Below are 13,298 nucleotides of genomic sequence, written 5' to 3'. Positions count from 1 at the left end.
AGTGGGCCCGAAAGGACCCGCTCTTTTTTATTACCTGAACGCGGCTTGGTGGAAGATGTGCGGCCCGGCGATCTGTCGGGAGAGTTCCGAAGCGAGCTTTGAGATCTTAAACCAAGCCTTAACCATATCGAGCGCCTTGACCTCTGACATGACCGAACCGAACCCTGGTTCCACGGATGCCGAACTGCTGGCCGAGCCGAGGCTCGTAGTCGAGCCGGGCGTGGCGGCACGGGTGTCCGCGGTCGCCGGGCCGGTGCTCGAAGGCATGGGCTACCGCCTGGTGCGAATCCGCATTTCCGGGGAATCCGGCTGCACCGTGCAGGTTATGGCCGAGCGGCCGGACGGCTCCATGCAGATCGAGGATTGCGAGGCGATCTCGCGGGCGCTGTCGCCCGTGCTCGACGTCGCCGATCCCGTCGATCGCGCCTATCGGCTGGAAATCTCCTCACCGGGGATCGACCGCCCGCTGGTGCGCCGCTCCGATTTCGAGCGTTATGCCGGGCATCTGGTGAAGATCGAGATGGCGGTCGCCCATGATGGGCGGAAGCGGTTCCGCGGCACAATCGGCCCCGTCGAAGGCGACCAGGTGCATCTGCATCGCGACGACGTCAAGGCGGCCGAGGCTGCCGACGTGCTCCTGACGATGGAAGATATCGCCGAGGCGCGGCTAGTGCTGACCGACGAGCTGATCGCGGAATCCATGCGCCGCGGCAAAGCCCAGGCACGCGAGATGCGCCGCAATCTCGGCCTGGAGCCGCCGGCTGCGCCGCACGCCAGCATCAGCGAAAAGACGACCAAGAACACCAAGCCGGCTAAGAAGCCGGCGCCGGCAACTACGAAGAAGCCGGCTCCGACAAACACCAAGAAACATCGCCTGGCCGCCGAACGCGCGCGACGGGGCGAGATCGATCCTGACGAAGGAGACTAGCCATGGCAGTCAGCGCCAACCGACTTGAATTGCTTCAGATCGCCGACGCCGTTGCGCGCGAGAAATCGATCGACCGCGGCATCGTCATCGCGGCGATGGAGGATGCCATCGCCAAGGCGGCGCGGGCCCGTTACGGCAGCGAGACCGACGTTCACGCCGAGATCGACCCGAAGAAGGGCGAGCTCCGATTGTCGCGCCACATGCTGGTGGTCGAGACGGTCGAAAACCATTCCAACCAGATCTCGCTGGTGGATGCGCAGCGCGCCAATCCCGGTGCCCAGGTCGGCGACACCATCGCCGACACCCTGCCGCCGCTGGAATATGGCCGCATCGCCGCGCAGTCGGCCAAGCAGGTGATCGTGCAGAAGGTGCGCGAGGCCGAGCGCGACCGGCAATATATGGAATTCAAGGACCGCATCGGCGACATCGTCAACGGCGTCGTCAAGCGCGTCGAATATGGCAGCGTGATCGTCGATCTCGGCCGCGGCGAGGCCATCATCCGCCGCGACGAGATGCTGCCGCGCGAAGTGTTCCGCAACGGCGACCGCGTCCGCGCCTACATCTTCGATGTCCGCCGCGAGACCCGCGGGCCGCAGATCTTCCTCTCCCGCACCCATCCGCAGTTCATGGCAAAGCTGTTCGCGCAGGAAGTGCCCGAGATCTATGACGGCATCGTCGAGATCAAGGCGGTCGCCCGCGATCCCGGCTCGCGCGCCAAAATCGGCGTAATTTCCCGCGATTCCTCGGTCGATCCGGTCGGCGCCTGCGTCGGTATGCGCGGTTCGCGCGTGCAGGCGGTGGTGAACGAATTGCAGGGCGAGAAGATCGACATCATCCCCTGGTCGCCCGACATCGCGACCTTCGTGGTCAACGCGCTGGCGCCGGCCGAAGTCTCCAAGGTCGTCATCGACGAAGACCGCGAGCGCATCGAGGTCGTCGTGCCCGACACCAACAACCAGCTCTCGCTGGCGATTGGCCGCCGCGGCCAGAATGTGCGTCTGGCCTCGCAGCTTACGGGCTGGGACATCGATATCCTGACCGAGCAGGAGGAATCGGAGCGCCGCCAGGCCGATTTCGAGAACTCCACCCGCGTCTTCATGGAATCGCTCAATGTCGACGAAGTGGTCGGCCAATTGCTGGCGTCGGAAGGCTTCACCTCGGTCGAGGAACTCGCGATGGTGGACGTCAAGGAACTCGCCGGCATCGAAGGTTTCGACGAGGAGACTGCGCAGGAACTCCAGAACCGCGCCCGGGAATATCTCGAACAGCTGGAAGCCGAACTCGAGGCTAGGCGCAAGGAGCTCGGCGTCGAGGACGCCGTGAAGGACGTGCCCGGCGTCACCTCGAAGATGCTGGTGAAGTTCGGCGAGAACGACATCAAGACGGTCGACGACCTCGCCGGTTGCGCCACGGACGATCTGGTCGGCTGGACCGAGCGCAAGGAAGGCGGCGAGCAGACCAAATATCCGGGCGCGCTCGATGGCCTCGAAATCTCCCGTGACGATGCCGAAGCGATGATCATGCAGGCCCGTGTCAAGGCCGGCTGGATCACCGAGGCCGATCTCGCCAAGCCCGCCGAAGAGGCCGAGGCGACCGAAGATCAGCCGGCTTAAGGCGAAGGAGGATGTCACCCGGATGCTCGCCGATACTGACCCCGAACTCGACCATGGACCGCGGACCGAAAGGTCCGCGACCATGCGGATGTGTGTGGTCAGCCGCGAGGTCCGGCCGATCGACGAGCTGATCCGCTTCGTCGTCTCGCCGCAAGCGCACATAGTTCCCGATCTCAAGCGCAAGCTGCCCGGACGCGGCATGTGGGTCACCGCCTCGCGCGAGGTGGTTGCGGAAGCCGTTCGGCGTCACCATTTCACCAAAGCCTTCAAGCGCGAGCTGCGCATCCCTCAGACGCTTCCCGTCGACCTCGAGGCGCTCCTGGTCCGGAGCGTGGTCGAAGCCCTTGGGATTGCAGCCAAGGCGCGCCAGATCGTGGCCGGTTTCGGCAAGGTCGAAAGCGCGCTTCGGGAAGGTACGGTCGAGGTCCTGATCCATGCCAGCGACGGGGCCGCGGACGGAATCCGCAAATTGGACATGCTGGCGCGTCAAAATGAGGGAAATCGCGGCGCCAAGCCGCCGATTCCCGTCGTCACCGCACTAAAATCGACAGAATTGGATTTGGCACTTACCCGGTCAAATGTGATACATGCTGCCCTGCTCGCGGGCCCGGCGAGCAAGTCATTCCTGTCACGTAGCCAGATGCTGGTCCGATACCGGATGGCGGACGCTGACAGGACTGCCGAAAAGCCCGGCCAGGATTTCTGAGAGACAACGACCACCCGATAGCACGGTGCGGCAACGCACAAGACAACAAGATCAGGATTAGGACTGCTTAATGGTTGATACCAAGACCCCTGGCGACAAGAAGCTGAGCGTTCCGAGCAAGACGCTATCGCTCAAGCCGCGCGTCGAAACGGGCACCGTGCGCCAGAGCTTCAGTCATGGCCGTAGCAAGCAGGTCGTGGTCGAGAAGCGTGGCAAGCGCCGTGTCGACGGCAGCCCCGAGCCGCAGGTGGCCGAGGTGGCGAAGCCCGCGCCGGCCGCCGTCGCGCCCAAGCCTGCTCCGGCCCGCCCCGCGCCGCCGCGCAACGCCGGCTCCGGCGTGGTGCTGCGTACGCTGACCGAGGACGAACGTTCCGCCCGCGCCAGCGCGCTGGCCGATGCCAAGGTGCGCGAAGTCGAAGAGCGCCGCCATGCCGAGGAAGAGGCGCAGCGCCGCGCGGTCCGCGAAAGCGCCGAGCGTGCCGATCGCGAGGCCGCCGAAGCCCGCCGCAAGGCCGAGGAGGAGCGTCACCGCCACGAAGAGGAAGCCAAGCGGAAGGCCGAAACCGAGGCCAAGAAGCGTTTTGGCGAAGGCGAGCAACCGCAATCTACGGCGCGCCCTGCAACTGCGACCTCGGCCGCTCCTGCAGCGCGGCCCGGAGCGCCCACGGCGCGCCCCGGCACAACCACCACGGCACGCCCGGGAACAACGACCGCGCGGCCCGGAACGACCACGCAACGGCCGGGAGGCCCGGTGGGCCGCGCCCCCGCTGTCGCGGCCGGACCGGACGAGGACGAGGGTCCGCGCCAGATCCGTCGCGGCCCCGGCGGCGCTGCGCGGCCTGTGGTCGCTCCCAAGCCCACCCACAAGCCCGGCCCGCAGAAGGAGCGCGGCCGCCTGACGGTCGTCACCGCCTTCAATGCCGACGACGTCCGCGAGCGCTCGATCGCCTCGTTCCGCCGCCGCACCCAGCGTCTGAAGGGCCATGCCGCGAACGAGCCGAAAGAAAAGCTCATCCGCGAGGTGGTCATTCCGGAAGCGATCACCATCCAGGAGCTCGCCAACCGCATGTCGGAGCGCGCGGTGGAAATCATCCGCATGCTGATGAAGCAGGGCGCGATCCATAAGATCACCGACGTTATCGATGCCGACACCGCGCAGCTGATCGCCGAGGAGCTCGGTCACACCGTCAAGCGCGTTGCCGCGTCCGACGTTGAAGAAGGCCTGTTCGACGCCATCGATGATTCCACCGACACCGAGCCGCGCTCGCCGGTCGTGACCGTGATGGGCCACGTCGACCACGGCAAGACTTCGCTGCTCGACGCGCTCCGCCATGCCAACGTGGTCTCCGGCGAAGCCGGCGGCATCACCCAGCATATCGGCGCCTATCAGGTGCTGTCGCCCGAAAGCGGCAAGAAGATCACCTTCATCGACACGCCCGGCCACGCCGCGTTCACCGCGATGCGCGCCCGCGGCGCCAAGGTGACCGACATCGTCGTGCTCGTGGTTGCGGCCGACGACGGCGTGATGCCGCAGACGATCGAAGCCATCAACCACGCCAAGGCGGCGCGGGTGCCGATCATCGTTGCCATCAACAAGATCGACAAGCCCGACGCCAAGCCCGAGCGCGTGCGCACCGAGCTGCTCCAGCACGAGGTGCAGGTCGAATCCTTCGGCGGCGAAGTCGTCGACGTCGAAGTGTCGGCCAAGAACAAGACCAATCTCGACAAGCTGCTCGAGATGATCGCGCTCCAGGCCGACATCCTCGACCTCAAGACCAATTCCGATCGTCCGGCCGAAGGCACCGTGATCGAAGCCAAGCTCGATCGCGGCCGCGGTCCGGTCGCGACCGTTCTGGTCCAGCGCGGCACGCTCCGTGTCGGTGACATCATCGTCGCCGGCGCCGAAATGGGCCGCGTCCGCGCGCTGATCTCGGATCAGGGCGAGACGGTGCAGGAGGCAGGTCCGTCGGTGCCGGTCGAGGTGCTCGGCTTCAACGGTCCGCCGGAAGCCGGCGATCGTCTCGCCGTGGTCGAGAACGAAGCCCGCGCCCGCCAGGTCACCAGCTACCGCGCGCACCAGAAGCGCGAGAACGCGGCGGCCTCGATCTCCGGCATGCGCGGCTCGCTCGAGCAGATGATGTCGCAGTTGAAGACGGCGGGCCGCAAGGAATTCCCGCTGATCATCAAGGCCGACGTGCAGGGCTCGCTGGAAGCGATCCTCGGCTCGCTGGAGAAGCTCGGCACCGACGAGGTCGCCGCGCGTATCCTGCATGCCGGTGTCGGCGGCATCTCGGAATCGGACGTGACGCTCGCGGAAGGCTTCAACGCCGCGATCATCGGCTTCTCGGTTCGTGCGAACAAGGAGGCCGCTGCGGCCGCCAAGCGCAACGGCATCGAAATCCGTTATTACAACATCATCTACGACCTCGTGGACGACGTGAAGAAGGCCATGAGCGGCCTGCTTGCGCCGACCCTGCGGGAAACCATGCTCGGCAATGCCGCGATCCTGGAGATCTTCAACATCTCCAAGGTCGGCAAGGTCGCCGGCTGCCGCGTCACCGACGGCACCGTGGAACGCGGCGCCAACGTGCGCCTGATCCGCGACAACGTCGTTGTGCACGAAGGCAAGCTGTCGACGCTGAAGCGTTTCAAGGACGAAGTGAAGGAAGTCCAGTCCGGTCAGGAATGCGGCATGGCCTTCGAGAACTATCACGACATGCGCGCCGGTGACGTCATCGAGTGTTACCGCGTGGAGACGATCCAGCGCTCCCTGTAAGTCCAAATCTTACCGAAGCGCCCGGATCTTTTTTGAACTGAATTGCGGGAGTGCGATGGCCGGATTTTTTCCGGCCATCCACCCCTCTTCGTTTCAGCAAGACAAATGACAATGCCCGTGTCCCAAAAGCGGGCACGACGAGGTGATTTTCAGACCATGCCCCGCCATCATCAGAAAAAGAGTTCCGCGTCCGGCGGCTCGCAACGTCAGTTGCGGGTCGGCGAGCAGGTTCGCCATGCGATAGCCGAGATTCTGGCGCAAGGCAGCGTGCATGATGCTGACCTCGAAGGCCACATCATCACCGTGCCGGAGGTGCGGATGTCGCCCGACCTGAAGCTCGCAACAGTCTATGTGATGCCGCTCGGTGGCCGCGATACCGAGATCGTCCTCGCTGCGCTCGAGCGCAACAAGAAATTCCTGCGCGGCGAGGTCGCGCGGCGCGTTAACCTGAAATTTGCACCTGACCTTCGCTTCCGCGTCGACGAACGATTCGACGAAGCGGAACGGATCGAGAAGCTTTTGCGAACACCCGCGGTGCAGAAGGACCTGGAACAGGATCCGGATTCGGATCGGGAAGAAGAACGATGACGATGGACCCGGCTCACGGCACGATCGGCGGCGAAGAGGCCGATCAGCTCGACGTGCAGAAAAATAATTTTGCGGACATGGGCGGCAATTCTCAGCCGCCTCAGGAGCCGCGCCGCGTCAACAACGATCCGCGCGCCAACAAGCAGAAGGGCAACCAGCCGCGCCGCGACCGCCGCGACGTCCACGGCTGGGTCGTGCTCGACAAGCCGATCGGCATGACCTCGACGCAGGCCGTTGCCGTGCTCAAGCGCCTGTTCAACGCCAAACGCGCCGGCCATGCCGGCACGCTCGATCCGCTCGCCTCCGGCGGCCTGCCGATCGCGCTCGGCGAGGCCACCAAGACCGTTCCCTTCGTTATGGACGGCCGCAAGCGCTACCGGTTCACGGTATGCTGGGGCGAGGAGCGCGACACCGACGACATCGAGGGCCGGGCGACCGCAACCTCGGACCAGCGCCCGACCCGGCAGGCCATCGAGGCCCTGCTGCCCCGTTTCACCGGGGTGATCCAGCAGATCCCGCCGCGCTATTCCGCGATCAAGGTCCAGGGCGAGCGCGCCTACGACCTGGCCCGCGACGGCGAGATCGTGGAACTGGCCCCCCGCCCGGTCGAGATTCACCGTTTAAGCCTTGTAGATCAACCGGATAGCGACCATGCCGTGTTCGAGGCCGAATGCGGCAAGGGCACCTATGTTCGCGCGCTGGCCCGCGATATGGGCCGGATTCTCGGCACTTACGGCCATATCTGCGCGCTGCGGCGGACCCTGGTCGGCCCATTTGGCGAGAACGACATGATTCCGCTGGATCAGTTGGAGGCTTTGTGCGATAGAGCCGCGTCCGGCGAGGGTAGCCTCGCCGACGCGCTTATGCCCGTTGAGACCGCGCTGGACGACATCCCGGCACTGGCCGTCACTCGGGCTGATGCGGCAAGGCTCCATCGGGGCCAAGCCGTTTTGTTGCGCGGACGGGATGCGCCCACTTGTAGCGGCACAGTCTATGTCACGGTGGCAGGCCGACTTCTCGCGCTTGCCGAAGTCGGCAATGGCGAAATCATCCCCAAGCGTGTGTTCAACCTGACCGGCCTGACTGCCAGCGCCGATCGCAACGAGAGAAATTGACCGATGTCGATTGCCGCAGAACGCAAAGCGGAAGTCATCAAGACGAATGCCAACAAGGCCGGCGATACCGGCTCGCCAGAGGTTCAGGTCGCGATCCTGTCGGAACGCATCGCCAACCTCACCAACCATTTCAAGACCCACGTGAAGGACAACCATTCGCGTCGCGGCCTCTTGAAGCTGGTCTCGACCCGCCGCTCGCTCCTCGACTATGTGAAGAAAAAGGACGAGGCGCGCTACAAGGCGCTGCTCGAGAAGCACAACATTCGTCGTTAAGAGTTCTTGCGCGCGCCAAACGGCGCGCGTTTTCGCGCGTGATTTCGAACGAAAGCGTTTGTTTAAAGGTTTTTCGTCGAGGCTGCGTGCGCGTCGGATGCGAGCCCAAAGCGCGATAAAATCGCACTTTGGATTGTTGTTTGAGCATGATCTTGTCGGAAAACCGCTTTGCACTTTTCCGGATCATACTCGAGTGACGGCGAGCATCCGGGGCATGATGGGCGAACACCGCGCTTCGGTGTTCGCGTTCGTGCCGACTGACAGTCCAGCAGCAATCCGGCGGCTGGGCACAACGGGCAAGGCGCCCGTATGACCCGAAGGGATGGACGCCATCCGAAATCCAAAAACCATGGCAGGATCGCAGGACGCTGATCGCCCGCTTCGATCAACGTCCCGCAATCTTGCGCATGGTTTTTGTTTTTCGACCCGTCCTTCTTTCGAGAACCCATGAAAGAAGACCTCTATGTTCAATAAGCATTCAGTCGAGATCGACTGGGGTGGACGCCCTCTCAAGCTCGAAACCGGCAAGATCGCCCGCCAGGCCGACGGCGCCGTCGTCGCGACCTACGGCGAGACCGTGGTGCTCGCCACCGTCGTTGCCGCGAAGTCGCCGCGCGAAGGCGTCGACTTCCTGCCGCTGACCGTCGACTACCAGGAGAAGACCTACGCAGCCGGCCGCATTCCCGGCGGCTATTTCAAGCGCGAAGGTCGTCCGACCGAGAAGGAAACGCTGGTTTCCCGCCTGATCGACCGTCCGATCCGTCCGCTGTTCGTCGACGGCTGGCGCAACGAGACCCAGGTGATCGTCACCGTGCTCTCGCACGACATGGAGAACGATCCCGATATCGTCGCGCTGGTAGCCTCGTCGGCTGCGCTGACCCTGTCGGGGGCTCCCTTCAAGGGCCCGATCGGCGCCGCGCGCGTCGGCTTCGCCAATGACGAGTTCATCCTCAACCCGACCCTCGACGAGATGGTCGACACCCAGCTCGACCTCGTCGTCGCCGGCACCGCGGACGCGGTGCTAATGGTGGAATCGGAAGCCAAGGAGCTGAACGAAGAGATCATGCTCGGCGCCGTGATGTTCGGTCACCGCCACTTCCAGCCCGTGATCAACGCGATCATCGAGCTCGCCGAAAAGGCCGCGAAGGAGCCGCGCGAGGTCACCACGATCGACAATTCGGCGCTCGAAAAGGAAATGCTCGGCATGGTCGAGCAGGAACTGCGCGCCGCCTACGCCATTCCGGTCAAGCAGGATCGCTACGCCGCGGTCGGCAAGGTCAAGGAAAAGGTGATCGCGCACTACTTCCCGGAAGGCCAGGAGCCGAAATACGACAAGCTGCGCATCGGCGGCGTGTTCAAGGAGCTCGAAGCCAAGATCGTTCGCTGGAACATCCTCGACACCGGCAAGCGCATCGACGGCCGCGATTCCAAGACCGTGCGCAACATCGTCGCCGAAGTCGGCGTGCTGCCCCGCGCTCACGGCTCGGCGCTGTTCACCCGCGGCGAGACCCAGGCGCTGGTCGTGACCACGCTCGGCACCGGCGAGGACGAGCAGTACATCGACGCGCTGTCTGGAACGTACAAAGAGACGTTCCTGCTGCACTACAACTTCCCTCCCTACTCGGTCGGTGAGACCGGCCGCCTCGGCGGTACCAAGCGGCGCGAGATCGGCCACGGCAAGCTCGCCTGGCGCGCGATCCACCCGGTGCTGCCGCCGCACCACGAATTCCCCTACACCACGCGCGTGGTGTCGGAGATCACCGAATCCAACGGCTCCTCGTCGATGGCATCGGTCTGCGGCGCCTCGCTCGCGCTGATGGACGCCGGCGTGCCGTTGAAGCGGCCGACCGCGGGCATCGCGATGGGCCTGATCCTCGAAGACAAGCGCTTCGCGGTTCTCTCGGACATCCTCGGTGACGAGGACCATCTCGGCGACATGGACTTCAAGGTCGCCGGTACCGAGCAGGGCATCACCTCGCTCCAGATGGACATCAAGATCGAGGGCATCACCGAGGAGATCATGAAGGTCGCGCTCGGCCAGGCCAAGGATGGACGTATCTACATCCTCGGCGAGATGTCGAAGGCGCTCACCAACGCCCGTGCCGAGCTCGGCGAATACGCGCCGCGCATCGAGACCTTCAAGATCGCCACCGACAAGATCCGCGAAGTGATCGGCACCGGCGGCAAGGTGATCCGCGAGATCGTCGAGAAGACCGGCGCCAAGGTCAACATCGAGGACGACGGCACCGTGAAGGTCGCCTCCAACGACGGCGAGGCCATGAAGGCCGCGATCAAGTGGATCAAGTCGATCGCCTCCGATCCGGAAGTCGGCCAGATCTATGACGGCACCGTCGTCAAGGTGATGGAGTTCGGCGCTTTCGTGAACTTCTTCGGCTCCAAGGACGGTCTCGTCCACATCAGCCAGCTCGCCTCGGCGCGCGTGCAGAAGACCTCCGACGTCGTCAAGGAAGGCGACAAGGTCAAGGTCAAGCTGCTCGGCTTCGACGACCGCGGCAAGACCCGCCTGTCGATGAAGGTGGTCGACCAGGAGACCGGCGAAGACCTCGAGGGCAAGGGCGAGAGCCAGCAGCCCGCGCGCGAAGCGGCCGGCGAGTAAATCTCCGCGACCTGCCAGAAACACGACGGGCGGCCTCGCGGCCGCCCTTTTTGTTGAACACGTCTTCTGGCATCTCATCGCAGGATGCGAGCAGCCGAATAGCCAATTAATCCTTCTTCAGGATCACCGGCGGAGACGAGGCAGTGAGACTGTCTGCCGGATTCCTCGGAGCCTCTGCGGCGACCGTTGGCGCCGGCGGGCCAGGAAGCTTGGTCGCTTCGTCCATGACCAATTGATTGATCGCACAGATGAAAGACGAAAGACGATAGCCGCTGTGCTCGGCAATCACGTCGTCGAAAGCCCGCATATTCCAGAAAGGATCATTCGCACGCGTGACCGGCGTGATGCCGGCCATGTCGAAACCGTGAGTGATTCGCGTCGATAATGACTTCGCTGCCGGATCTTCATCTGAAGCGACCGCCGCCAGCTCGTTGCTATTCCAATTCGTGCCGTGGGGCGACTGCTGACGGCGTGCCCGGCTCAGCCAAAAATGACTGATCGGACATTCCGCCAACTGGCTCGTTGCGAGGCTCGAATACGACATCGACTTGGCAGCATTCGCGAGGCCGCGCATCTCGTGTGTCGTTCCGAAAGGCTTGGAGGGGATCAGATAATCATCAAGGGTTCCAGCCGCGTGCCTGGGGACGTCCAAATTGCCAATAGTTCTGGTCTCCTCCATGTCCGAGTTCTGGAATGGCGCATCGCGCAGATGCGCCGCAACCTTTGCCAACAGCCACGGCCACCACGACTTGATCTCCGGTTCCCTTGCGCAGGAGAGTCGTGGCACCTTCTGCTCGGCAAGGTACCGCGCGTATCGATCGAGTCGATCCGCCATCGGACGGAAATCGAATTTGAAGAAGGGAAACAGATCGTGCGTCGCGGTATCGTAGACTACGCCGCCCTTCTTTGACTTCTGATCGACGTCATCGATTGCCGTGTGTAGCCGCTCTTCCTTCCGGCGCAGGGTATCCGCGCCCCCCGTCACAGGGGGATTGTCCCTAAACTCCTTGTCGAAGTTGAATGCGACGGCGCAGTCCTCCGTACGGATTCCGCCTGGCGGCCAGGCGAACGCAGACGTAACAGCGACGACAACCGGACGCTGGTAGTCCGGGAAGAACTCATGACCATAGTCCTCCTCCGATCTTGCCTCGCCTTCCCGGAAGACCATGTGCCGCCAAACCGCCCGCTGAATCGACGTCCATTTTCGGGCCTCCGCCGCCGGATTGATCAAGACGACAAGATTTCCGAGCGGTGGCTCAAAATAATTCTGCTGCTTCGCCGTCGATGAAGTGCGCTCCCCGTTTGGAGTCTGCCTGCTCCCGCGCGAATCGGCATTACGGGCGGACTGCCATTCAACGCGCTTGAGCGCGTCGTGCTCGAGTGCAGTCGCTAATAGATTCCCACCCAAGCTGTGACCGACCACCAAGAGACGATTCGGATTCTGCTCCCTGTCGTAGTAGTGCAGCAGCTGCCCATTCTTGACGACGTCGAACGTGCTCTCGATTGATCGTATGGCGGTGAGGACATGCGGCGCGATCGTTTCACTGACCGGCTTCCGGTCAAACAACGTGAGGGCTGTAACGAGCGACGCCGCACCATTACCCCAGCTGCTCATAATTCTCCGCCAGCACCTTTGAGCACTTGGGCCTCCGCCGGCAGGCTTGGCGGAATCGTCTGCCCGGCATTTATCTGGTCCGCCGTCGAGCCAGTCTCCGATTGCGACAAGGGGGTCGACAATACGTGGCTCGTCGATCCTTGCCCCTCGCCATCCGATGTAGACCGCCGTCACAATACGTTCGCACTGCTCTTGTTCGCCGGCTCTGCATCGCTCCTTCAGGTAACGTGCGGCGTGTGCCGCATATCTACGAAGCGCGCCAACGTTGTCGTCTCCGATCCGAGCGTCATGCCGCCAGCCGTGGACGAACACCACCACGTAGTTCCGGCCGCTCGTTTGTCGCAGCAGGTTTGTCAGAGCCCGCAGCTGCGTGATCGGCTCGCGCTTGTTGCTACTGACAAAGCGAATGCGGCTCGATAGCTCTTCAATGGTATAGGGCTGCCCAAGGTCCTTGATCAGTTCGTAGGGCGAGCCATCTTCCCTGAACTCAACGAATGCCAGGTTGTAGAAGAGTGGCTCGCCACCGTTGACGCCGGGGATGGTGTGCCGCTGAAGCGAACAGGAGAATTTCTTCTCCCATCCGCCAGATGGGAAATTCCTGATCGCCTTGATCTCGTCATTGTCAACCGGACCATCGGCCGCTCCAGCTGGATCGGCAAGAATCGCCCAAGCTCGATCGGGAGCGAAGCCGCAGGTTTCGGAAGCAGGATCTATGTTTCGATAGGCCACGTCGCGGGACGTCGTCGGCACGACCAAAACCAAAACCGCCAGCACCGCAATAGCAAGGGAGATTAGCCAGACGAACGGCTTGATAAGGTAGCGAATTGTACGAACGAAGAACCAGAGGACAACCGTGACCGCGGCCCAAGCTTTCTTCCACATGGCACACCCGGCGATTAACTATCTGAAAATTAATAAGCCAAACAATCTCCTTAAGATTGCATGGTCCAAGGACACCCGCAATGCCAACATTGCGAAGCGGCCGGCGAGTAAATCTCGCTACCTGCCAGAAACACGAAGGGCGGCCTCGCGGCCGCCCTTTTTGTTTGTCGCTCACTGAGCTTTGG

Annotated in this window: 9 protein-coding genes; 8 read left to right on the top strand and 1 reads right to left on the bottom strand. The window is 63.3% G+C overall.

What is annotated here, in order from left to right; all coding sequences use genetic code 11:
• Positions 1 to 148: 148 nt before the first annotated feature.
• The 8 genes from rimP to pnp all read left to right on the top strand — a co-directional run bounded on the left by rimP (position 149) and on the right by pnp (position 10,616).
• Positions 149 to 928 (top strand): ribosome maturation factor RimP, encoded by a 780-nt coding sequence (gene rimP, locus AC0L3U_RS12440; protein ID WP_473288314.1) that lies wholly within the window; start codon positions 149 to 151, stop codon positions 926 to 928.
• Positions 929 to 930: 2 nt separating this feature from the next.
• Entirely contained in the window at positions 931 to 2,541 is a 1,611-nt protein-coding gene (nusA, locus tag AC0L3U_RS12435) for a transcription termination factor NusA (protein ID WP_007603900.1), read from the top strand.
• A 22-nt stretch (positions 2,542 to 2,563) separates the two neighbouring features.
• The gene (locus tag AC0L3U_RS12430) at positions 2,564 to 3,247 is read left to right on the top strand and encodes an RNA-binding protein (RefSeq protein WP_473361938.1); all 684 of its coding nucleotides are present in this window, start codon (positions 2,564 to 2,566) and stop codon (positions 3,245 to 3,247) included.
• Between the two features lie 70 nt (positions 3,248 to 3,317).
• A complete protein-coding gene (gene infB / locus AC0L3U_RS12425) occupies positions 3,318 to 6,023 on the top strand; it encodes a translation initiation factor IF-2 (RefSeq protein ID WP_473361937.1) in 2,706 nt (901 codons plus the stop codon).
• A 156-nt stretch (positions 6,024 to 6,179) separates the two neighbouring features.
• The gene (rbfA, locus tag AC0L3U_RS12420; protein ID WP_027514691.1) at positions 6,180 to 6,611 is read left to right on the top strand and encodes a 30S ribosome-binding factor RbfA; all 432 of its coding nucleotides are present in this window, start codon (positions 6,180 to 6,182) and stop codon (positions 6,609 to 6,611) included.
• On the top strand, positions 6,608 to 7,726 hold the full coding sequence (truB, locus tag AC0L3U_RS12415) for a tRNA pseudouridine(55) synthase TruB (protein WP_456767027.1): 1,119 nt from the start codon (positions 6,608 to 6,610) through the stop codon (positions 7,724 to 7,726). The genes rbfA and truB overlap by 4 nt, the downstream gene beginning before the upstream one ends.
• A 3-nt stretch (positions 7,727 to 7,729) precedes the next feature.
• Positions 7,730 to 7,999 (top strand): 30S ribosomal protein S15, encoded by a 270-nt coding sequence (gene rpsO, locus AC0L3U_RS12410; RefSeq protein ID WP_007598346.1) that lies wholly within the window; start codon positions 7,730 to 7,732, stop codon positions 7,997 to 7,999.
• Positions 8,000 to 8,462: 463 nt separating this feature from the next.
• Positions 8,463 to 10,616: a polyribonucleotide nucleotidyltransferase gene (gene pnp / locus AC0L3U_RS12405; RefSeq protein WP_007598347.1), complete on the top strand. Its 2,154-nt coding sequence runs from the start codon at positions 8,463 to 8,465 to the stop codon at positions 10,614 to 10,616.
• 106 nt (positions 10,617 to 10,722) lie between these two features.
• On the opposite strand, the gene AC0L3U_RS12400 is transcribed toward pnp, so the two are convergent.
• Entirely contained in the window at positions 10,723 to 13,113 is a 2,391-nt protein-coding gene (locus AC0L3U_RS12400; protein WP_473361936.1) for a hypothetical protein, read from the bottom strand.
• Positions 13,114 to 13,298: the final 185 nt, after the last annotated feature.

The organism is Bradyrhizobium sp. Kon69 (assembly GCF_055807515.1).
Note: the sequence above shows the minus strand (reverse complement) of the source record. Positions and strands in the feature narration are given on the sequence as shown.

Coding starts and splice junctions, on each gene's coding strand:
- rimP (WP_473288314.1), top strand. CDS start 149: ATGACCGAACCGAACCCTGGTTCCACGGATGCCGAACTGCTGGCCGAG.
- truB (WP_456767027.1), top strand. CDS start 6,608: ATGACGATGGACCCGGCTCACGGCACGATCGGCGGCGAAGAGGCCGAT.
- AC0L3U_RS12400 (WP_473361936.1), bottom strand. CDS start 13,113: ATGTGGAAGAAAGCTTGGGCCGCGGTCACGGTTGTCCTCTGGTTCTTC.
- rpsO (WP_007598346.1), top strand. CDS start 7,730: ATGTCGATTGCCGCAGAACGCAAAGCGGAAGTCATCAAGACGAATGCC.
- nusA (WP_007603900.1), top strand. CDS start 931: ATGGCAGTCAGCGCCAACCGACTTGAATTGCTTCAGATCGCCGACGCC.
- AC0L3U_RS12430 (WP_473361938.1), top strand. CDS start 2,564: ATGCTCGCCGATACTGACCCCGAACTCGACCATGGACCGCGGACCGAA.
- rbfA (WP_027514691.1), top strand. CDS start 6,180: ATGCCCCGCCATCATCAGAAAAAGAGTTCCGCGTCCGGCGGCTCGCAA.
- infB (WP_473361937.1), top strand. CDS start 3,318: ATGGTTGATACCAAGACCCCTGGCGACAAGAAGCTGAGCGTTCCGAGC.
- pnp (WP_007598347.1), top strand. CDS start 8,463: ATGTTCAATAAGCATTCAGTCGAGATCGACTGGGGTGGACGCCCTCTC.